This is a genomic window from Mangrovimonas cancribranchiae, from assembly GCF_037126245.1.
Lineage (GTDB): Bacteria > Bacteroidota > Bacteroidia > Flavobacteriales > Flavobacteriaceae > Mangrovimonas > Mangrovimonas cancribranchiae.
In genome coordinates, this window is the sequence record NZ_CP136925.1 from 2934142 (window position 1) to 2956631 (window position 22490).

Sequence of the window (22490 nt, forward strand, 5' to 3'; positions counted from 1 at the left end):
GCACTAGATTAATCTATCCATTCTGCGATAAATAAATTTGTATCTCTGGTGCCGCCATTATTTCGGTTTGATGAAAAAATCAATTTTTTCCCATCATTAGAAAATACTGGAAACGCATCAAAAGTTTTACTATGCGTAATGCGTTCTAAATTCTTTCCATCAAGATCTATCATATATAAATTAAAAGGAAACCCGCGTTCCGACTCGAAGTTAGACGAGAAAATAACCTTTTCTCCAGACGGATGGAAAAACGGACTCCAATTAGCATTTCCTAAGTTGGTAAGTTGGCGTAACTCGCTCCCATCGGCATTACAAATGTAAAGCTCCATTTGGGTTGGTTGTACCAAACCTTCAGCTAATAAGTCTTTATATTCTTTTATGTCTGCTTCGGTTTTTGGTCTAGACGAACGGAAAATCAATTTTGTGCCATCTGGCGAAAAGAAAGCACCGCCATCGTAGCCTAATTCATTGGTAATCTGTTTTACATTGGTACCGTCAATGTTCATGGTATATAATTCTAAATCGCCACTACGTGTTGAGGTAAACACAATTTTATCGCCTTTTGGAGATACTGTTGGCTCGGCATCATAGCCAGGTTCGTTGGTAAGTTGCTTTACAATATTACCGTCTAAATCGGCTACAAAAATGTCGTACGAATCATAAATAGGCCAAATGTACTTCCCGTTTTTACGTAAAGGTGTTTCTGGGCAAACACTATCGCCTAAATGCGTAGATGCATAAATAATATGTTTGTTATCGGGTAAGAAGTACGAACATGTAGTGCGTCCTTTTCCGGTACTTACCATAGGCGGAATTTCGGTTTCCCAAGTCTCACCAACATTCATCAAAAACATTTGGTCGCAGCTTACATTCCATTTTTTATTATTAGATTGAAACACCAGTTGCTTATCATCAAAACTCCAATAAGCTTCGGCATTATCGCCACCAAACGTTAATTGCTTTAAAGACTTAAAGTGTTTTTCGCCAGGATATATCAAGGTATCTACCCATTTGGTAGCACCAGAATCGGCATCGGTGACTTTGGTCTTCTCATTTTTGCAAGATATTGTTACTACAAAAAGTAGCGATAAAAGGTAAAATGTTGACTTCATACTATAATGCTTGTAACTTATGGCAATTATTGCCTAATTTTGCGCTAAAATAAGTTTATTATTATGAAACAAGTATCTCTATTGGTTCTTTTTATAACGCTATGGGGTTGTAAACATGAGTACACCTACAAAAATAAAATACAAGAAGATGTAGCTTTTTTAGCTAATGATAAACTAGAAGGTCGTGAAACTGGAACCGAAGGAGAACAGAAAGCTGCTGCTTATATTGTAAAGCGTTTTAAGCAAATAGGCTTGTCGCCTAAAGGGACACAGGATTTTTACCAAACGTTTTCGTTTAAGCCAAAAACCAATCCTCACGAAGATGTAAAATTTGTTACTATGGCAGAGGATAGTACTGTTACAGGAACCAATGTGTTAGGATATATTGACAACCAAGCTGAAAGCACCATAATTATTGGCGCACACTACGACCATTTAGGCTATGGTAGCGAAGGCTCGTTATATCGCGGAAAAACTAAAGAAATACACAATGGCGCCGATGATAATGCAAGTGGTGTTGCAGTTATGTTAGATTTAGCTGGAAAGCTAAAAAACCAAAACACAGCGAATAACTATTTGTTTATGGCGTTTTCAGGAGAAGAAATGGGACTTTTAGGGTCTAATTATTTTACTAAAAATGCGACCTTAGATTTAGGAACAGCTAATTACATGATTAACATGGATATGGTTGGCCGTTTAAAGCAAGATAGTACTTTGGCCGTTTATGGCGTAGGAACCTCACCACGTTTTAAGCAAACGTTAACGTCAACCAACGGCAATTTTAAGTTAATAGAAAACGAATCTGGTGTTGGCCCATCAGATCATACGTCTTTCTACCTTCAAGATATACCTGTGTTACATTTCTTTACAGGACAACACGAAGATTACCACAAGCCTAGCGACGATACCGAAAAATTAAATTTTGAAGGCATGAATTTAATTTCTGATTATATTTTCGATGTTATCACAGAACTTGACGACAATGGTAAACTAGCCTTTAGAAAAACAAAAAATGAAAGCGAAGAAACACCACGTTTTAAAGTGGGAATGGGCGTTATTCCAGATTATTTATTTGATGGTGAAGGTATGCGTATAGATGGTATTAGCGAAGATAAGCCAGCGCAAAAAGCTGGGTTGCAAAAAGGAGATATTGTAGTTAAACTCGGCGATAGTTTAGTAACCGATATGATGAGTTACATGAAAGCATTATCAGCTTTCAATAAAGGCGATTCAACGACAGTTGTTGTTAAACGACATGGAGAACACGTAAATAAACAGATTCAGTTTTAAATGGTAAAAATTGCAGACATAGAATTACCTGATTTTCCATTGCTTTTGGCTCCCATGGAAGATGTTAGCGATCCGCCATTTCGAGCGTTGTGCAAAGAGCAAGGAGCCGATGTGGTGTATACCGAGTTTATTTCCAGCGAAGGCTTAATTAGAGATGCCGCTAAAAGCACCATGAAACTAGATATTTACGAAAAAGAGCGTCCGGTAGGTATTCAAATTTTTGGTGCTAACTTAGATAGCATGTTGGAAGCTGTTGATATTGTTGAAAAATCGAACCCAGATATTATCGATATCAATTTTGGTTGCCCAGTAAAAAAGGTGGTTAGTAAAGGTGCTGGTGCTGGTATTTTAAAAGATGTTTGTCTTATGGAATCGCTAACAGCCGAAATTGTAAAACGCACCAAACTGCCTGTTACGGTAAAAACCAGATTAGGTTGGGATCACGATTCTATTAAAATTGTTGAGGTGGCAGAACGCCTTCAGGATGTTGGTTGTAAAGCAATTTCTATCCATGGAAGAACCCGAGCTCAAATGTATAAAGGCAATGCCGATTGGAAACCTATTGCCGATGTAAAGAACAATCCTAGAATGCATATTCCTGTATTTGGAAACGGCGATGTAGATTCGCCAGAACGTGCTGTAGAAATGCGCGATAAATATGGATTAGATGGCGCCATGATTGGGCGAGCCACTATTGGTAATCCGTGGTTTTTTAAACAAGTAAAACATTATATAAATACAGGCGAACATCTAGCGCCAATTACACTAGAAGAACGTGTAGAGGCTGCTCGTCGTCATTTACAAATGGCGATTGATTGGAAAGGTGAAAAATTAGGCGTTTTTGAAACACGTCGTCATTACACAAATTATTTTAAAGGGATACCGCATTTTAAAGAATACCGAATGAAAATGGTTACTAGCGATGATTCAAAAGATGTATTTGCTGCGCTTGATGAGGTGCTAGAAAACTTTAAAGACTATCAGTTTGTGTCTTAATTAATTTCAATTAGAGGTTTTGAAATTCTACTTGATGCAATTTTTGAGGCAAGTATACCAAGAACAGAAATAGTAATAAAAACCAAAATAAGATTTTCCCATTTTATTGTCATTGGATAGGGAAGAGAAGGTGTTATCATAACCAAAGAAAATGCTTTTTGTAAGCTGACAATAATGTAGCCTATAGTCAACCCTAAAATACCACCTAAAACCGACATTAAACTTCCTTGGTAAAAAAAGATTTGTCGTATGTGTTTTAGTGTTGCTCCTGTACTATAAAGTGTTTTAAGATTACTTTTTTTGTCAAGAATCATCATAATTATAGAGCCAATAACATTAAAAAGCGCGATAATTAAAACTAGAGTAAAAATGAGGTAAACAGCCAAATTTTCGGTGTTTAGCATTTTGTATAAAGCGTCGTTTAATTGAGCTTTATTTTTTAGTGTAACCTTATCGCCTAAAACTGAAAGAATTTCAGCTCTTGCTTCTTCTTCTGTAGCGTCTGGATTAAGTTTAAACTCAATATAAGAATAACTATTCTCAGGAACTTCTAAAAGCGCTTTAGCCATGTTAATAGGCGTGTAAATATATTTATCGTTTAAAGCTTCATTTACATCAAAAATACCAACATTTACCGCATGAAAAGAGTTGTAAGCATCTTTAAGCGACTTAATTTGTCCTTTTCCAGGTTTTGGTACGTAAAGGTTTAGCTTTTTTCCATAGTCTAAAACCCCAATAGAAAGTGAGTTGGAAATACCTAAACCTGTAACCACTTGATTAGATTTTGAAGTTAACCAATTGCCATAAAAAATAACAGAATCTATGGCAGTTACGGTTTGATAGTTTTCATCAACACCTTTTATATAGGCATTTGGATAGTGTCTGTTTTCATAAGCAACAAATACTCTTTCTTCAATAACTTTTGAATAAGCAGTGATTGTTTTTAGCTTATCAAGTTTATTCGCTTCTTTGTTAGTTAGTTTAAAATACTTTCCTGTTGCCGATTGCGCTTTAAGATCGGGGTCTATAATAGAGGTGAATTCTAAAGTAAAATCTTTTAATCCAGCAAATCCAGAAAGCACAATAAATAACGCAGCCGATCCCATAACAATACCTATAGTAGCAATAATAGTAATGTAGTTTATGGCATTATTGGAACTTTTGGTAAATAGGTAACGCTTGGCGATGTAAAGGGAAAAATTCAATTACGATTTTTTTCGTTTATCTAAAAGATTTGGATCTTCAATAGGGTTATCTTTTCCTTTTAAAGAGCGCTCAATATTATCTATATATTCTAACGTGTCATCTATATAAAACTCAAGTTCTGGCATTCTGCGTAACTGATTTTTGGTGCGTTGTGCAAGTTCGTGTCTTATTAAGTGTTTATTTGATTGAATGCCTTTTAGTAGTTCTTTAGCTTTATCATTTGGAAAAATACTTAAATACACTTTTGCATTCGATAAATCTACAGTAACCCTTACTTTGGTAACCGATATAATAATGCCTTTTAAACCGCCTTGAGTAGCCGCTTTTTGAAGGACTTCAACTAAATCTTGTTGTAAAACCGAAGCTATTTTTTTTTGTCTTTGCGTTTCTTCCATATTCTAACCCAACTAAATCATTAAACTTTTAAGGTACAAAAATAACGGATATTTGATTATTATGTTATTTTTAAAGCGAACATTTCAAAAAAGAACTAAATGAATAAAATAGAACATATAGGTATTGCTGTAAAGAATATAGAGGCTTCTAATACATTATTTAAAAAGCTTTTTAACGAGCCGCATTATAAAATGGAAGAAGTTGCTAGTGAGGGTGTATTAACCTCCTTTTTTAAGTCAGGTCCTAATAAAATTGAGCTTTTACAAGCTACAACAGCCGATAGTCCTATTGCTAAGTTTATAGAAAAACGTGGCGAAGGCATTCATCATATTGCTTTTGATGTTGAGGATATTGAAGCAGAAATTGCGCGTTTAAAAAGTGAAGGGTTTAAGGTTTTAAACGAGACACCAAAAAAAGGCGCCGATAATAAGTTAGTGGCATTTTTACATCCAAAGTCTACTAACGGTGTGTTAATTGAGCTATGCCAAGAGATAAAGGCATAAAAAATCTTGTAGAGTTTTAAAATATGTAGTAATATTGCACACTCTTTTTAAGGGAGCATATTAGCAATAAGCTAATAGGGCCTATAACTCAGTTGGTTAGAGTATCTGACTCATAATCAGAAAGTCCCTGGTTCGAGCCCAGGTGGGCCCACAACACAACGCCTTACTTGATATCAAGTAAGGCGTTGCTGTTTCTTACACAATTCTTTTTATATCACTTATTTATTAGAACTTATTAGATAACAATAAATTAAAAGATTGAAATACGTTTTTTAAGATAAAAAATCTATATTTGAAGCGCGCATTTAAAAGAATAAAATCACATTTAATCGATTTTTTATGCGTTTCAAAGATGTTTTTAACCTGTTTTTATTTTGTTAAATAGGTTTTTTTAATACATTTACAGCAAATGAAGCTACAAAACAAGAAAATAATTGCCTCAATCTTATTTTTATTAATAAGTTTTGTATGTGTTGCTCAGCAAGTAAATGCTCCAGAGCCAAATAGTAATAGACCTCCACCACCACCAGGAGTGCCTATAGATTCAGGAGTTTATATTGTTGCAGGGTTAGCTTTAGCTTATGGAGTATATAAAAAAAGAAGCTTTTTACTTAAATAAGAAAGTTTACTTGTTTATAGCATGTAGTTTTTGAACATACTTTCCAACAACATCAAATTCTAGATTAATTTTACTTCCCACGTTTAATTTATGAAATGTTGTGTGCTCGTATGTAAAAGGTATAATAGCAACACTAAAGGTGTTTATTCCAGAATTAACTACGGTTAAACTTACACCGTTAACAGTTATAGAGCCTTTTTCAATAGTTATATTATTTAGAGTTTTATCGTATTCAAACGTAAATTCCCAACTCCCAGAATTCTGGGTAATAGCTGTACAAATAGCAGTTTGGTCTACATGTCCCTGAACAATATGCCCATCGAGTCTGTCACCTAATTTCATAGCACGTTCAAGGTTTACATAATCACCAACTTTTAAATCACCAAGATTTGTTTTATCTAAAGTTTCTTTAATAGCAGTAACTGTATAGTTATCGTTTTGGATATTTACCACTGTAAGACAAATACCATTATGAGCCACGCTTTGGTCTATTTTAAGTTCATGAGTAAAATTGCAATTAATGGTGATATCCAAATTATCATTTTGTTTTATAATGTTTTTTACTATCCCAAGTGACTCAATAATTCCAGTAAACATAAATCCTATTTATTTTGTCTAAATTTGTAGTCACAAAAATACGAACAAAAACACATCAATTTTAATGAAGGGTAAAGAAAAAATCAAAGTTGGTATTACCATAGGCGATTTGAATGGTATAGGTGGAGAGATTATACTAAAAACGTTTGAAGATAATAGAATGCTGGATTTTTGCACACCAGTCATTTTTGCCTCTGTAAAAACAATAAGTTATTTAAAGAAACATTTTAAATTCAACTTAACCTTTAATGGTATTAACACGATAGACAAAGTCGTACATGGAAAAATAAATGTGTTTAATGCTTGGAATGAAAGGTATAATATAGAGTTTGGTGAAGAAAGCTTAAAATCGGGTGAGTTATCTATAAAATCATTAAAAGAAGCTGTAAAACATTTAAAATCGGGAGACATTAATGCGTTAGTAACAGCGCCAATAAACAAACATAATATACAGTCTGATGAATTTAAATTCCCTGGCCATACAGATTATTTAGCACAAGAGCTTGAAGGTAATAGCTTAATGTTTATGGTAACCGACACTTTAAAAGTAGGGTTGTTAACAGATCATGTTCCCGTTAACGATGTTACTAAACATATATCAGAAAAGTTAATACAAGAGAAGTTAGATATAATAAACCTATCTTTAAAACAAGACTTTAAAGTACGTAAACCCAAAATAGCCGTTTTAGGTATTAATCCACATACAGGCGATAATGGTGTAATAGGAAAAGAAGACGACGAAATTTTAAGACCAACATTGTCTAAAATAAGAGAAAAAGGCATGCTTGTTTTTGGGCCTTATGCAGCCGATAGCTTTTTTGGTTCAAATAATTACAAAAACTTTGACGCTATAATAGCTTCCTATCACGACCAAGGGCTTATACCATTCAAAACATTATCTTTTGGAAATGGCGTTAACTTTACGGCAGGCTTAAGCAAAGTAAGAACCTCTCCAGACCACGGTACAGCATACGAAATAGCAGGAAAAGGAGAAGCTGATGAAAACTCATTTAAACAAGCTGTTTTTACCGCCATAAAAATATTTAAAAACAGAAAAGAGTATAAAAACCTCACTAAAAACCCTTTAAAGCCAAAGCAAAAAAAGATATAAACAAAAAAATGTTTATAAGTCGTTGAGCCTAAACAATATTTTCTTATATTTGCGGGCTCAAATAAGATGTGGTAATGGAGTTATTGAAAGAGTTTACAATTCAGTTTATTGGACTGAAGCTGGGAAAACATCAATTTGAGTACGAAATTGGAAACCAGTTCTTTGAATATTTTGAGTATAACGAGTTTAACAATGCTAACGTAAAGGTTGCTGTTGAATTAACTAAAAAAAGCACTCTACTTGAATTACATTTTAAGTTTAAAGGTGTAGTTAATGTTAATTGCGATTTAACTAACGAGCCATACGACCAAAGCATATCAAACGAATTTAATTTGGTAGTAAAGTTTGGACACGAATATAACGACGACGAAACAGATATATTAATAATTCCTCATGGAGAACATGAAATTAATATACAACAGTATATCTACGAAATCATTGTTTTATCAGTACCAAGAAAGCGTGTACACCCAGGTGTTGAAGACGGTAGCTTAAACTCTGAAATACTAGAAAAACTGGACGAATTAAGTCCAAAACAACAAGAGAATATTGAAAATAAAGAGGATACAGATCCTCGATGGGATAAATTAAAAAAACTATTAACGGATAAATAATTAATATAAAATGGCACATCCTAAGAGAAAAATCTCTAAAACAAGAAGAGATAAAAGAAGAACACATTATAAGGCAGTTGCTCCAGAAATTGCAACGTGTCCTACCACAGGAGAAGCTCACTTATATCACAGAGCTCACTGGCACGAAGGAAAGCTATATTACAGAGGTCAAGTATTAATTGACAACTCTGAGGCAGAAGAAAACGTAGCATAAACTATTATGCACGCATATATTAAAACGCTCATGCTTGAGCGTTTTTTTTATGATTAATTTTTGAATGTCTCAAAAACAACTTAATTTGCGTAATATTTTACTAAAAAAGCTGTAAATTCATATAAAATACTGAGTTTCAGCCCCTTTTTTTGGATAACTAATAAATTAGCAATGAGTAAAATCACAGCAGCCATTACAGCTGTAGGCGCTTACGTTCCAGAGTTTGTGTTGTCGAACAAGGTTTTAGAAACCATGGTTGATACTAATGACGAATGGATAACAACCAGAACAGGTATTAAGGAACGTAGAATACTTAAAGAAGAAGGCAAAGGTACTTCTTATCTAGCCATAAAAGCCGCCCAAAATCTTTTAGAAAAAAAACAACTCGATCCTAAAGAAATCGATCTAGTAATTGTTGCCACAGCAACGCCAGATATGCCTGTAGCATCTACAGCTGTATATGTCGCAAGCCAAATTGGAGCCACAAATGCTTTTGCTTACGATTTGCAAGCCGCATGTTCTAGCTTTTTATACGGGTTATCAACAGCAACAAGTTATATAGAGTCTGGACGATATAAAAAGGTCTTATTAATAGGCGCCGATAAGATGTCTTCTATAATAGACTATACAGATCGCGCAACTTGTATAATTTTTGGAGATGGTGCAGGAGCAACATTACTAGAGCCCAACAATGAAGGCTTAGGGTTTCAAGATGAATTTTTAAGAAGTGATGGTGCAGGAAGAGAGTTTCTTAAAATAGAAGCAGGAGGGTCAATTTTACCTCCAAATGAAGAAACTGTTAAAAACAAACAACATTTTGTACATCAGGATGGGCGTACAGTGTTTAAGTTTGCCGTGTCTAATATGGCAGGTGTTTGCGAAGAAATTATGAAACGAAATAACTTAACACATGAAGATGTGTCATGGTTGGTTCCACATCAAGCAAACCTTCGTATTATAGATGCTACCGCTAATAGAATGGGATTAGAGGAAGCTAAAGTTTTGAAAAACATTCATAGATACGGAAACACAACTTCTGCAACGTTACCTTTATTATTAAGCGATTTTGAAGGACAATTAAAAAAAGGAGATAATTTAATATTTGCTGCTTTTGGTGGCGGATTTACTTGGGGCTCTATTTATTTAAAATGGGCCTATAATTCATAAATCAACTAACAACGATAAACTAAATTAATACCTAATAATCATGGAATTAAAAGACATTCAAAACTTAATCAAGTTTGTAGCTAAATCAGGTGCGAGCGAGGTTAAATTAGAAACAGATGATGTAAAGATTACCATAAGAACAGGAAGCGACGACAAAGAAACAACAACTTACGTTCAACAAATTCCTGTTAATGCACCTGTTGCTCAAGCACCAATGCCAGCTGTACCACAACAGCCAGTACAACAAGCCGCTGCACCAGCTGCTGAAGCTCCAGAAGCTAAAGAAGACGACTCTAAATACATAACAATAAAATCCCCAATAATAGGAACATTTTATAGAAAACCATCTCCAGACAAACCTACATTTGTAGAAGTTGGTTCGACTATAAAAGAAGGTGATGTACTTTGTATTATTGAAGCCATGAAATTATTTAACGAAATTGAATCTGAAGTTTCAGGGAAAATCGTTAAGGTTTTAGTAGACGATTCATCTCCAGTAGAGTTCGATCAACCACTGTTTTTAGTTGATCCATCATAACCTAATTTAAAATTCCAAAAGCAAATCCCAGTTTGTTGGAATTTGGAATTTTTGAGATTTTAAATACAAGACGTTATGTTTAAAAAAATATTAATAGCCAATAGAGGGGAAATAGCCTTACGTGTTATTAGAACCTGTAAAGAAATGGGCATCAAAACGGTAGCTGTTTATTCACTTGCAGATGCAGATAGCTTACATGTTAAATTTGCAGATGAAGCCGTTTGTATAGGACCAGCACCAAGCTCAGAATCTTATTTAAAAATATCAAATATTATAGCCGCGGCAGAAATAACCAATGCCGATGCTATTCACCCAGGATACGGATTTCTTTCTGAAAACGCTAAGTTTTCAAAAATATGTGAAGAGCATAATATTAAGTTCATAGGAGCTTCGGAAGAAATGATTTCTAAAATGGGAGACAAAGCCACAGCAAAAGCTACAATGAAAGCTGCAGGTGTACCATGTGTTCCAGGAAGTGATGGTATTATTGAAGACTACGACGAGTGTGAAAAATTAGCCGAGGAAGTTGGTTATCCTGTAATGCTTAAAGCGACTGCCGGAGGTGGTGGAAAAGGAATGCGCGCCGTATGGAAGAAAGAAGACCTTAAAGATGCTTGGGATTCTGCTAGACAAGAAAGTAAAGCAGCCTTTGGTAATGACGATATGTACATGGAAAAACTTATTGAAGAACCAAGACATATTGAAATTCAAATAGTTGGGGATTCTAATGGGAAGGCCTGTCATTTATCCGAAAGAGATTGTTCAGTACAACGTCGTCATCAAAAATTAACAGAAGAAGTACCTTCTCCTTTTATGACGAAAGCCCTACGTAAAAAAATGGGAGATGCTGCAGTAAAAGCTGCAGAATACATTAAATATGAAGGAGCAGGAACGGTAGAGTTTTTAGTGGATAAGCATAGAAACTTCTACTTTATGGAAATGAATACACGTATTCAAGTAGAGCATCCTATTACAGAACAAGTAATCGACTTCGATTTAATACGTGAACAAATTTTAGTCGCAGCAGGTGTGCCAATTTCTGGTAAAAACTACACACCAAATTTACACTCGATAGAATGTAGAATTAATGCTGAAGATCCGTTTAACGACTTTAGACCATCTCCTGGAAGAATCACTACGTTACACGCGCCAGGAGGACATGGGGTTAGGTTAGATACGCATGTTTATGCAGGATATATTATTCCACCTAATTACGACTCTATGATTGCTAAATTAATAACAACGGCACAAACCCGAGAAGAAGCCATTAACAAAATGAAACGAGCTCTTGATGAGTTTGTTATAGAGGGTATAAAAACAACTATACCTTTTCACAGGCAGTTAATGGATCATCCAGACTACTTAGCAGGAAATTACACGACTAAGTTTATGGAAGACTTTAAAATGCAAGTGCCAGAAGAAGAATAAATTGAAAAGCCCGGAATTTCCGGGCTTTTTAATTTATAATTATTGTTTCATTTATTTCTTTTAATACTTGAGGGACATCATTACATGTAAAGTCAAGATTAAGGTTATATTTATTACCACTTAGCTTATTAATTGATAAATGACCTTCTGTTATCTCATAATAGCCTGTTTGTCCTCTACAAAAACACAATCTGGCAAATAACAACTTTACCTGTTTTAACTGTTCATTTTTAAGATTAACCTCAAGGCTATTATAAGGTAATTCCAAATAGATTATCTCTTGATAATGACTGTCTTGAGTATTTGGAATTTTATTCCTGATGTAATCCATTTTTATAACAATTTCTTTACCATCATTTATTTCAGGATATAAAACTCCAGTACCATCACGCTTTAATTCAAGATGGTTTTGTTGTAAAACATTTAATGTGCATGTACCATTTTCGGGACAGTAATTGTTAAAAGGCGTTTTTTTATTATTTACAGCATACTCTTGTTTGTTAGAACAGTTAAGCAATGTAAAAAATAAGACTATAATAGATATACTTTTCATAATAAAACTACATTATCTATTTTGAATTGTTGTTAAATTTTTGCAATAATGTAATTAAGGTAGTAATTTTAGCAATTAATTAAAAAATTAAATTATGAAGAAAAATTACAACAAATGGACTTTTTTGTTGATTTTAATGCTTTTTTCGATAAATATTTATGCACAAAATAAATCGTTTTGGACAAAAATAGATAAGTCAAAGATAAATCAAGAGAATCTAGTTCAAAGAAAATCAGAACCCAAAAAAAGTACTTTTTACCAATTAGATATTACATCTTTAAAACAAGCGTTAAGTTTAGCTCCAGAAAGAAGAAATTTCACTGGGGAATCGAATGTCATAGTTGACTTTCCTAATGCAAATGGTAAAATAGAAAGCTTTAACGTTATGGAGGCATCAATAATGGCTCCAGAACTTCAAGAAAGGTTTCCTAATATAAGGTCTTATGTAGGTACAAGTCTAAATGATCCTTCAAAATTAATAAGGTTTAGTGTTACACCTCAAGGTCTTCACACCATGACGTTATCTAGCAAAGGGATGCAACTAATAGATCCTTATGGAGCAAATAACACTTATATATCATATTCAAAAGCAGATTTACCTATTTTAGATAATGGATTTATTTGTGGCGTTGAAGATGTAGACACAGAGTTAGAAAGAAACTCAAATTCAAACACAGAATCTTATAGAAATGCTGATGATGGAACAATGAGAGAATTTCGTTTAGCTCTTGCTAGTACTGTAGAATATAGCGCTTTTCATTGGCAAGCGGCTGGATTAACTCAATTTAATACCGAACAAGAAAGGAAAGCAGCTGTTTTAGCAGCTATGGTCGTTACTATGACGAGAGTGAATGGCATTTATGAAAGAGATTTGTCTATCACAATGACTTTAATTCCAAACAATACAAGCATAATTTTTATTGGGATTGATCAATTTTCTAATAGTAATGCATCTGCATTGATTAACGAAAGTCAAGCAGTGATAGACGCAAACATTGGCAGTGCAAATTATGATATAGGTCACACCTTTAGTACAGGTGGAGGAGGATTAGCTCAATTAAACTCGCCATGTACAGCTTCTAAGGCTAGAGGAATAACCGGTTCGCCATCACCTGTTGGAGATGCTTATGATGTTGACTATGTAGCTCATGAAATGGGACACCAATTTGGTGCGCCACACACCTTTAATGGTAATGCTGGAAACTGCGCTGGAGGAAATAGAACTGCTTCTAATGCCTATGAACCTGGAAGTGGATCTACTATCATGGCTTATGCAGGAATTTGCCCACCTCAAAACGTACAAACTAATAGCGATGCATACTTTCATCAAAAAAGTTTACAAATGATTTGGGATAACATTACAATTGGTGCTAGCCAATGTGCCGTAACTACATCTACAGGAAATGCTGCTCCAACTGCTACTGCAGGATTAAATCATATAATTCCAATCTCTACACCATATATGTTAACGGCTGAATCTACAGATGCTGATGGCACAGATTCGCATACCTATACTTGGGAACAGTATGATTTAGGGGCAGCAGGATTGCCTTCATCAGTTTTGGCATCTGGACCTTTAGTTCGTTCTGTAACAGGAACCACAAACCCTACAAGATATATACCTAATATGATGGACTTGATTGAAAATGGCGGTCCCTCAGAGTGGGAGGTCTTATCTTCTGTTTCAAGAGATATTAATTTTAGGGTTACTGTTAGAGATAACGATCCAAGAGGGGGGCAAACAGCTACAGATATTAGAACATTAACAACTACTAGTAATGCAGGTCCTTTCTTAGTAACTTCTCAAAACACATTAACAACTTGGTCACAAGGAAATACTGAAACAATTACTTGGGATGTAGCTGGTACTGATGCTAATGGGGTCAATGCATTATTTGTTGATATTTTATTATCAACTGATGGCGGTCAAACTTTTGATGAGGTTTTAGCTACAAATGTTCCTAACGATGGCTCTCATGATATAACGGTTCCAGATTTATTAGCCGATAATTGTTTGGTAATGGTTAAAGGATCAAACAATGTGTTTTTTAATATCAATTCTTCCAGAATAGCTATAGGGTATAACTTCTCAGACGGAGATGAATGTAATACATATACATTTGATTTAAACCAAACCTTGCCAACAAATGCAACAGCATTTGAACTTATAGAGGTTGAAGTGCCAGGTGCAGGAACAATATCAGATGTTAATGTGAAATACGATATTTCAACATCATCTTTGGGAGATTTACACATGGCTGTTATAAGTGCAGAAGGTACAAGGGCATATCTTTACCCTGCTGGTCCTTGTTCAACAGGATCTAATATGCAGGTTACTTGGGATCATGAATCTACACAATCTGTAGCAGATTTTTGTGGAAACAATCCTGTAACTGGAGTAGCAATGCCTGTAGCAATAACAGATCCAGAGCCATTAAATGCTATATACGGTCAAGAAATGAATGGCACATGGATAGTAATGGCAGCAAATTTAGGAGGAACAAATATGGTATTTAATACGGCAGAGCTAGAAATTTGTAAGTCTGGTACAGCTGCTGTTCTAGCACCAACTAGAGTAACACAAGATACGGTAGAGGTTGAAGTATTATCTTCTGCAACAATTGATGATACCCATCTCGTAGTAACAAGTCCAAATACTGGGAATACTACAGATATAGTTTACACATTAACAGTATTGCCTGTTGAAGGAACACTCTACCTTAATGGATCTGCTCTTGGAGTTAGCGATACGTTTACGCAAGCAGATTTAGATGCAGGAAACGTTACTTATACAACAACAGCTTCAAATGATGCAGTTGATGGATTTAGAGTTGATGTAGATGATAGTAATGGAGGAACACTTCCAAACTTACTTGTTAATATTTCTATCGTAGAGAATTTAAGTACAGATGAATTTAATTTTGAAGTATTTAATGTTTATCCTAACCCATCTCAAGGATCTTTTACTGTACAATTAAGTACAATGGACAATGTAAGTCTTAGTATGATGGATATAAGAGGAAGAGTTGTTTATAACGAAAGTTTTAATAACAGCAACAATACATTTATCCAACAAGTAAATGTAGGTGAAATAGCTTCAGGTATTTATTTACTACAGGTTGAAGCAGAAGGACGAAAGTCTACCAAAAAACTCATTATCAAATAGATAATTTTAAACTATAATTATAAAAGCTCCTGGTTTTTCAGGAGCTTTTTTTATTTTTATAAAAAAGTTATGACCTTCTCATATTGGGAAAATACATCCTGGTTTTCAAATATTGATTTTACTATTATTGGTAGTGGTATTGTTGGTTTAAATTGTGCTATTTCACTAAAAGAAACCTACCCAAAAGCTAAAGTACTTGTTTTAGAAAGAGGAACCTTGCCTCAAGGTGCTAGTACAAAAAATGCAGGATTTGCATGTTTTGGAAGCTTAAGTGAAATGTTAGACGACTTATCATGTATGAAGAAAAAAGATGTAGTAAACCTTGTTGAAAAGCGCCATAGAGGTTTAAAATTATTAAGAGAACGCCTTACAGATAATGCTATAGATTATAAACATTATGGCGGGTATGAATTATTCACAAAAAACGATAAACTATTTAACGCCTGTTATTCTAAATTAGAAGAAGTTAACCAACTTTTACATCCTATTTTTAAAGCAAATGTTTTTAAAGTACTCCAAGACAAGAACAAGTTTCAAGGTATAAATAAGAATGTTATATATAATGCTTTTGAGGGACAAATAAATACAGGAAAAATGATGTCAGCCTTATTAAAAAAAACACATTTAAAAGATATTCTAGTATTAAATAATATAGAAGTAACTAAATTTATAGAAGGTAACGACAAAGTTTATGTAAATACAAAAGCATTTCAATTTTCTACAAGTAAACTATTTATTGCTACTAATGGCTTTGCTTCAAAACTAATCAATGAGCAAGTAAAACCAGCAAGAGCTCAAGTGCTAATTACAAAGCCCATAAAAAACCTTCATATTAAAGGAACATTTCATTTAGACAAGGGGTTTTATTATTTTAGAAATATTGATAATAGAATCCTACTTGGTGGCGGAAGAAATTTAGATTTTAAGCAAGAAGAAACGTTTAAATTTGGTCAAACAAGACTTGTAGAATATAAACTTAAGGAGCTTTTGAAAACTGTTATTCTGCCAAATACAGCTCATGAAGTTGATTATTTTTGGTCTGGAATTATGGGGATTGGTTCTTCAAAGAAAGTAATTGTTAAACAGGTTTCAAATAATGTCTTTTGTGGTGTAAGGCTTGGAGGCATGGGTGTTTCCATAGGAAGCTTAATAGGAGAGGAGTTAGCTAAGTTTGCATAGTGGCTAATCGATTTTTAAAAAAACATTTACTCCTTCTTGTAACGCTGTATCATAATGAAAGAAAATAGAAACCCCGTTTCTTATTCCCTCAATTAAATAATAATCTCCTTGAAAATAAGACTGTTTTACCGCAACCTCTATATTCGATTTTTTTACTACTGTTAATTGGTTGGCGTAAACTAATTGTCCATTAATATTATTATGTTCACAAAAAAAAGAAGCCACTAATGGGATGTTAGGATTTTTATAAAGGCTTTTAACGGTATCTTTAAAGGCAATCTTTTGATCTTGTAAAACAAGAACTCTATCGGCAAAGCCTAAAACATCATTTTTATCGTGCGTGGCAACCAAACAGGTAATGTTTTCTTGTTTTAAAAAATTAAAAACATTACGTCTTAAGCTACGTTTTTTAAAACTATCTATATGGCTAAAAGGTTCGTCTAGTAATATAACCTCAGGAGCTTTAGCTAAAGCTCTAGCAAGTGCCACACGTTGTTTTTGACCTCCGCTAAGGGTTTTTACTTTTACGCTCTTAAAATCGCTTAATTCAACAATCTCTAGAAGTTGATTAATACGGTCTTTTTTTCTTTCAGGGAAGAAGTTAGAAAGGTGTTTGCCAACATTTTCTTCTACGGAAATAAAAGGCATTAAATCGAATTCTTGAGTAACATATTTCATAAAATCGTAACCAACTACCAAGTTAAATTTTGGACCAAGAATAGGTTGATTGTTCCATGAAATATGGCCGGAATTTAAATCGTATTCACCATAAATAAGCTTTAATAGTGTGCTTTTTCCAGAACCGCTTTCACCTATAATAGCAATATTCTCACCTTTTTTTGCCTTAAAACTAACATGGTTTAAAATGACGGATTTGTTATACGAAAAAACAATATTTTGAACATCAAGCATGGACGAAAAATAAAAAAACCGCTTGAATTTCAAGCGGCTTTTTTGTTTATTTCTTCACAAATTTTCGGGTAATAGTTTTTCCGTTTTTCTCAAGCCTTAAAATGTATAGGCCATTTGATAGATTTGAAACATCTAATTGGTTTTGTTCTAGTCGTTCGTTTTGAACAATTTTACCATTAATATCAAAAACGGTAGCTATTTTATTAATAACGTCTCCTTTAGTTTCAAAGTAAATAGTGTTTTCTACTGGATTTGGATAGATATTTAAATCTGTTAGTGTTTCATCTTCAATAGATAAAGAGTTTCCTTCTACAAAAACATTTAGGGCATTAATATCTACATCTGTAAACACATCAACAGTTCCCGAAGGCCAATAAATGGTTACATTATTGATGCTAGTTTCTGTACCAAGTCCAAAATGGGCGTTTAATGAGCTCATAAATTCAAAACCTTCACCACTTCTTACGTCTCTAATTTGTGTGCCAGAGTTTGTATGTAGTTCTATTCTAGCGCCTATACCATTAAGGTTGCTAGCTGTTCCAACGGTTTTAATTTTTATATAATTGTTTCCATTTCCACCATTGTTTAAGTAGAGTGAACCTCTAAAGACATCTAAAAATCCATCATCATTGGCATCACCAATAGCACCGCTTGGCGGCATGTCTGTTTGGTATATTGTAAAAGAGTTGTCACCATCGTTTAGCAAAATTTGTCCATTACTTAAAATATCTACGTACCCATCGTTATTAAAATCTCCTGGAGCATTTTCTATACCATAAGGAGCGCTGCCTACACCAGCAGTTGCTGTGGCATCAGTAAATGTGCCATCACCATTATTAATCATAAATTTATGTGATCCATCTGCAGATGAACTAGCTCCTACGTAAACATCCATATCGCCATCATTATCATAATCTGCCCAAGCAGACGACCAGGTTTGTACTGGGTCTCCAAGGTTAGAACTGTTATTATGGCCTTGTTCTGGATAATTGCTTTGGTAATAACCTAAATCTGCAACATTGGTAAAAACACCGTTCCCATCATTACGCCATAATTCGTTAATTTTATGAGTAATGTCACCACCACGACATTTAGCAATAAACATATCAATGTCGCGGTCGTTATCAAAATCTATCCAAACAGTTCCGTAATTACCACCACTATTATGTGTACCAAGACCGTTAGGTATGGCGGTAGATGCGCCTTGATAAAAGGTAACATTGCCACTACCATCATTTATAAAATAAACATTTTGGTCTACATCATGGCATACAAAGGCGTCTAGATTACCATCGTTATTAATATCGGCAAAATTTGAACGTTGTGAAAACACATAACTAGTAGTAGCATAACTTTCTGAATACGCACTACCATCACTATTAGCTGTTATTATTGAAACGCCACTACCACCACCAAAAACTAAATCGTTATATCCATTGGCATCTAAATCACCTGCTGCAATACTCCAGCTTGGGCTATTATCAGCACTTATTGGGTGCGATTGATAGAAGAAACCAGTGTCTGTTTGATAATTAATATCAACGCTTGATGAGGACGCTCTTATTAAATCGTCTAAACCGTCATTGTTCATATCTACAAAAGCATAAGAAGACCCGCCAGTCATTGAAACACCAGGGTCTTCAATAAAAACAAAGTCGCCAGGCTCTGGTGGGGGAATTTGAGACCCTTCTGTTAGCATGAATTCAAAACCACCTGCATTCCATCTATCGTCAAAAGCAATATAGTATGTTGTTCCTGAAGTGGCGTTAAATTCTAAGTACGATAAATACCCATTGCCAATATCACCACTATCATCATCACCAGCAACACAAGTTAATGATCCGCAGTTTCCTGTATAAACATGCATACGTGTATCTCCTCCAGAGTTTACTGATAAATCGGTAGTTAAGGTATAAGTAGTAGAAACTGATGGCTGGAAGATGTACCAATAGCCACCTGAGGTACCAGAAGATCCGTTACTTGCACAAATAGGTGCAGGTATCTCTGTTCCTATAATACCTGGAACAGTCACCGTATTGGTGTCGTGTGCCGAAACAGAGATGGCTTCGTTACAAGTATATCCTGCTTGAGCATTAGCAAAACAAGTTGCTAATATAGCAAGGATAAAAAGTAGTTGTTTTTTCATAATTATTATAATTTAGTTGCAATTAGTATTTAAACTGGCTATCCAGTTTTCTATTAAAGTGACACCTTCTTGGTGTACTAATGTTCTTCCTAAAAGGGGCATTCTTACAGATTCATCGGTAGCGCTAATGCGATAATGCATTACAGATCTACTTGGATTCCCTGGGGTTACAATATGAGTTAAACCAACGCCTAAGTCGGTGTCGGGTTCTATGCAAACGCCTTGGTTTGTTGGGTTTTCTGAAGATTCAAAATCGAAACGTACAGGACGATATGCACAATGTGCTTGTTCTGAATGGCAATGTGCACAATTAATATCTAAATAGGCTCTAGCTCTTAACCCTAAAGAAACATTGGTGTCTTTCCAGCTCGGCATAGCGTTGACGTCTTCAGAAGAGATATCGTTCAGATAACCAAATTCACGCCATTTTTGGATTTGATTTTTTACACCATCTGAATAATTATAACTTGTATTTAAATTTCTTGGTTTTGGCCCAATAGGAATAGAAACTTCTCCATATTTATGGCAGGTGTGACATTCTGCGCCAGAAGGCACTCTGTAGTTTACCGTATTTAGATTTCCAGACTCGTCATTCCATTGAAAATCTTCAAAACTTCCATCTAAATCAAGATAAGCCTCATTTTGATCGTTATTCCAAACATAATTTGCGAATACCCATTCCGTTGGCTTTTTTATCATTAACCGGGTTTCAATAATTTTTTTTGTGTCGTTTGGAAGTACGTTGGTATAATAAAAGTTTTTGATTAAAACTGTTCCTTCTGGAAAATCTAGTATATCACCGTCGGAAATATAGGTAGCAGAAGTATTTTTGGGCATCCATACAAACCGCTGTTTTTTAGCATAATCGCTAAATAACGGATTGATTAAGTTGTAAGGTAAAACCCCATAAACAGGTTGAAGGTTGGATATATCACCTTCAAAAAAATGATAATCGGAAAGGTTTTGATAAGGCACATTATCTATATCAAAAACCACAGGAGATGTTTGCTCATCTTGAGGTTTTTCAATATAGTCGTTATTGTCAGAGGAACACGAAAAAAGCAACGTAATTCCAAGAATAAAGGGGGTGAAAATATACTTTTTTAACATAAAATTTATAACCCTAGTAAATTAAGGGTTATAAATTTATTAAAAAAGCGTTAAATCGAGCGGTTTTATGATAAAATATTTATATAAGTGCTTGATTTTTTAAAAACTCGGCAATTTGTACGGTGTTTGTAGCTGCTCCTTTTCTTAAATTATCAGCAACAATCCACATATTTAATGTGTTAGGTAGCGATTCGTCTCGTCTTAATCGCCCAACAAAAACATCGTCTTTTCCATGAGCATGAATTGCCATTGGATACGTATTCGAGCTAGGGTTGTCTTGTAAAATAACACCTTTAGTTTGTGATAAAATATGTTTTACATCTTCTATATTATAATCGTTTTCAAACTGAATATTTACAGATTCGCTATGTCCGCCAGAGGTTGGAATTCTAACTGCTGTAGCCGTTACAGCAATCGTTTTGTCATTTAAAATTTTTTGTGTTTCACGAACTAGCTTCATTTCTTCTTTAGTATAGCCATTGTCTTCAAAAACATCGCAATGCGGTATGGCATTACGGTGTATTTGGTATGGATAAGCCATGTCTCCTTTAGTGCCTTGCATTTCATTTTCTAACTGCTGAACCGCTTTAACACCAGTTCCAGAAACAGACTGATAGGTTGATACAACAATGCGCTTAATGGTATATTTTTCATGTAAAGGCGCTAAAGCCATAACCATTTGTATGGTAGAACAGTTTGGGTTGGCTATTATTTTGTCGTTTTTTGTTAATGTATTAGCATTAATTTCTGGAACAATTAACTTTTTAGTTTGATCCATTCTCCATGCCGAAGAATTATCGATAACAGTTGTTCCAACTTCAGCAAATTTTGGTGCCCATTCTAACGATGTGCTCCCACCTGCCGAAAATAAAGCGATATCTGGTTTTAGGCCAACAGCTGTTGCAAGTCCAACAACAGAATAGTCTTTATCTTTAAATGTAATTGTTTTGCCTACACTTTTTTCTGATGCTACAGGAATTAACTCATCTACAGGGAAATTTCTTTCCTGTAAGACTTTTAACATAACTTCACCTACCATACCTGTGGCGCCCACAACTGCTACTTTCATGATTTTAAATTTGAATTATTTGGCAAAACTAAGTATTAATTCCATTTTTTAATATGAAAAAAGCCCTTGTTTTCAGTTAACAAGGGCTTTTTAACAAGAAATTTTGATATGTTATATTTTTAACTACTTGTTATTTTTTTAACAAATCACGTATTTCAGATAATAGTTCATTATCAGTTGGGCCTTTAGGAGCCTCTGGAGCTGGCTCTTCTTTTTTCTTCATTTTATTAGCGCCTTTTACAACCATAAACATAACAAAAGCAACAATAATAAAATCGATAACATTTGTGAGGAAAGCACCCCAATGTACAGCAACTTCACCTTCTATAACACCTTCGGCATTGGCAACACCTTCTGTGATAATATATTTTAACTCTTTGAAGTCTGAATTGAATATTAAACCAATTAATGGTGAAACAATTCCACCGGTGAAAGAGGTAACAACTTTGTTGAATGCTGCACCCATTACAAAACCAACAGCAATGTCGATTAAATTGCCTTTCATGGCAAATGCTTTAAATTCTTTTAACATGATTATTGTTTTATAGTTAGTATAAATCTAAA

The 22490-nt window shown here is 34.4% G+C and carries 22 protein-coding genes and 1 tRNA gene; 13 read left to right on the plus strand and 10 right to left on the minus strand.

Annotation, left to right across the window (positions count from 1 at the left end):
- Positions 1-8 precede the first annotated feature (8 nt).
- Positions 9-1112: a hypothetical protein gene (locus R3L15_RS13580; RefSeq protein ID WP_338732319.1), complete on the minus strand. Its 1104-nt coding sequence runs from the start codon at positions 1110-1112 to the stop codon at positions 9-11.
- 63 nt (positions 1113-1175) lie between these two features.
- Between R3L15_RS13580 and R3L15_RS13585 the strand changes: the two genes are divergently transcribed.
- Together R3L15_RS13585 and dusB are read left to right on the plus strand one after the other, a co-directional pair.
- A complete protein-coding gene (locus tag R3L15_RS13585) occupies positions 1176-2402 on the plus strand; it encodes a M28 family peptidase (RefSeq protein WP_338732320.1) in 1227 nt (408 codons plus the stop codon).
- Entirely contained in the window at positions 2403-3398 is a 996-nt protein-coding gene (gene dusB, locus R3L15_RS13590) for a tRNA dihydrouridine synthase DusB (protein WP_338732321.1), read from the plus strand.
- Here dusB and R3L15_RS13595 read toward each other — a convergent pair.
- Positions 3395-4603, minus strand: a complete 1209-nt coding sequence (locus R3L15_RS13595) for an FtsX-like permease family protein (RefSeq protein WP_338732322.1) — start codon at positions 4601-4603, stop codon at positions 3395-3397. The two genes, dusB and R3L15_RS13595, sit on opposite strands and share 4 nt — an antisense overlap.
- On the minus strand, positions 4604-4999 hold the full coding sequence (rbfA, locus tag R3L15_RS13600) for a 30S ribosome-binding factor RbfA (protein ID WP_338732323.1): 396 nt from the start codon (positions 4997-4999) through the stop codon (positions 4604-4606).
- Positions 5000-5098: 99 nt separating this feature from the next.
- On the opposite strand from rbfA, the gene mce reads away from it, so the two are divergent.
- From mce to R3L15_RS13615, 3 genes are all read left to right on the plus strand, one after another.
- Entirely contained in the window at positions 5099-5503 is a 405-nt protein-coding gene (gene mce / locus R3L15_RS13605; RefSeq protein WP_338732324.1) for a methylmalonyl-CoA epimerase, read from the plus strand.
- A gap of 77 nt (positions 5504-5580) precedes the next feature.
- Positions 5581-5654, plus strand: a tRNA-Ile gene (locus R3L15_RS13610).
- A gap of 258 nt (positions 5655-5912) precedes the next feature.
- Positions 5913-6122, plus strand: a complete 210-nt coding sequence (locus R3L15_RS13615; protein ID WP_338732326.1) for a hypothetical protein — start codon at positions 5913-5915, stop codon at positions 6120-6122.
- A 6-nt stretch (positions 6123-6128) separates the two neighbouring features.
- On the opposite strand, the gene R3L15_RS13620 is transcribed toward R3L15_RS13615, so the two are convergent.
- Positions 6129-6719 (minus strand): riboflavin synthase, encoded by a 591-nt coding sequence (locus R3L15_RS13620; protein ID WP_338732327.1) that lies wholly within the window; start codon positions 6717-6719, stop codon positions 6129-6131.
- 64 nt (positions 6720-6783) lie between these two features.
- Between R3L15_RS13620 and pdxA the strand changes: the two genes are divergently transcribed.
- The 6 genes from pdxA (at position 6784) to accC (ending at position 11791) form a co-directional block, all read left to right on the plus strand.
- Positions 6784-7830 carry a 4-hydroxythreonine-4-phosphate dehydrogenase PdxA gene (gene pdxA / locus R3L15_RS13625; protein WP_338732328.1) on the plus strand — a complete coding sequence of 349 codons (1047 nt, stop codon included), beginning with the start codon at positions 6784-6786 and terminating at the stop codon, positions 7828-7830.
- Between the two features lie 74 nt (positions 7831-7904).
- On the plus strand, positions 7905-8444 hold the full coding sequence (locus tag R3L15_RS13630) for a DUF177 domain-containing protein (protein ID WP_338732329.1): 540 nt from the start codon (positions 7905-7907) through the stop codon (positions 8442-8444).
- A gap of 10 nt (positions 8445-8454) precedes the next feature.
- Positions 8455-8658, plus strand: coding sequence for a 50S ribosomal protein L32 (rpmF, locus tag R3L15_RS13635; protein ID WP_036120317.1), 204 nt, complete (start codon positions 8455-8457; stop codon positions 8656-8658).
- 171 nt (positions 8659-8829) lie between these two features.
- Positions 8830-9825 (plus strand): beta-ketoacyl-ACP synthase III, encoded by a 996-nt coding sequence (locus tag R3L15_RS13640; protein ID WP_338732331.1) that lies wholly within the window; start codon positions 8830-8832, stop codon positions 9823-9825.
- A 40-nt stretch (positions 9826-9865) separates the two neighbouring features.
- Positions 9866-10363, plus strand: coding sequence for an acetyl-CoA carboxylase biotin carboxyl carrier protein (gene accB, locus R3L15_RS13645; RefSeq protein ID WP_338732332.1), 498 nt, complete (start codon positions 9866-9868; stop codon positions 10361-10363).
- Positions 10364-10438: 75 nt separating this feature from the next.
- Complete coding sequence (gene accC, locus R3L15_RS13650; RefSeq protein WP_338732333.1) at positions 10439-11791, plus strand: acetyl-CoA carboxylase biotin carboxylase subunit; 1353 nt, start codon at positions 10439-10441, stop codon at positions 11789-11791.
- 28 nt (positions 11792-11819) lie between these two features.
- Here the strand turns inward: accC and R3L15_RS13655 are convergent, their stop codons facing one another.
- Positions 11820-12344, minus strand: a complete 525-nt coding sequence (locus tag R3L15_RS13655; RefSeq protein WP_338732334.1) for a hypothetical protein — start codon at positions 12342-12344, stop codon at positions 11820-11822.
- Between the two features lie 94 nt (positions 12345-12438).
- On the opposite strand from R3L15_RS13655, the gene R3L15_RS13660 reads away from it, so the two are divergent.
- Both R3L15_RS13660 and R3L15_RS13665 read left to right on the plus strand, forming a co-directional pair.
- Complete coding sequence (locus R3L15_RS13660; RefSeq protein WP_338732335.1) at positions 12439-15510, plus strand: reprolysin-like metallopeptidase; 3072 nt, start codon at positions 12439-12441, stop codon at positions 15508-15510.
- 69 nt (positions 15511-15579) lie between these two features.
- The gene (locus tag R3L15_RS13665) at positions 15580-16689 is read left to right on the plus strand and encodes an FAD-dependent oxidoreductase (protein ID WP_338732336.1); all 1110 of its coding nucleotides are present in this window, start codon (positions 15580-15582) and stop codon (positions 16687-16689) included.
- A gap of 3 nt (positions 16690-16692) precedes the next feature.
- On the opposite strand, the gene R3L15_RS13670 is transcribed toward R3L15_RS13665, so the two are convergent.
- The 5 genes from R3L15_RS13670 to mscL all read right to left on the minus strand — a co-directional run bounded on the left by R3L15_RS13670 (position 16693) and on the right by mscL (position 22458).
- Entirely contained in the window at positions 16693-17601 is a 909-nt protein-coding gene (locus R3L15_RS13670; protein ID WP_338732337.1) for an ABC transporter ATP-binding protein, read from the minus strand.
- A 46-nt stretch (positions 17602-17647) separates the two neighbouring features.
- The gene (locus R3L15_RS13675) at positions 17648-19747 is read right to left on the minus strand and encodes an FG-GAP-like repeat-containing protein (RefSeq protein WP_338732339.1); all 2100 of its coding nucleotides are present in this window, start codon (positions 19745-19747) and stop codon (positions 17648-17650) included.
- A gap of 12 nt (positions 19748-19759) precedes the next feature.
- A complete protein-coding gene (locus tag R3L15_RS13680; protein ID WP_338732340.1) occupies positions 19760-20857 on the minus strand; it encodes an SO2930 family diheme c-type cytochrome in 1098 nt (365 codons plus the stop codon).
- A 79-nt stretch (positions 20858-20936) separates the two neighbouring features.
- Positions 20937-21926 carry an aspartate-semialdehyde dehydrogenase gene (locus tag R3L15_RS13685; protein WP_338732341.1) on the minus strand — a complete coding sequence of 330 codons (990 nt, stop codon included), beginning with the start codon at positions 21924-21926 and terminating at the stop codon, positions 20937-20939.
- A gap of 130 nt (positions 21927-22056) precedes the next feature.
- A complete protein-coding gene (gene mscL / locus R3L15_RS13690; protein WP_338732342.1) occupies positions 22057-22458 on the minus strand; it encodes a large conductance mechanosensitive channel protein MscL in 402 nt (133 codons plus the stop codon).
- Positions 22459-22490 lie beyond the last annotated feature (32 nt).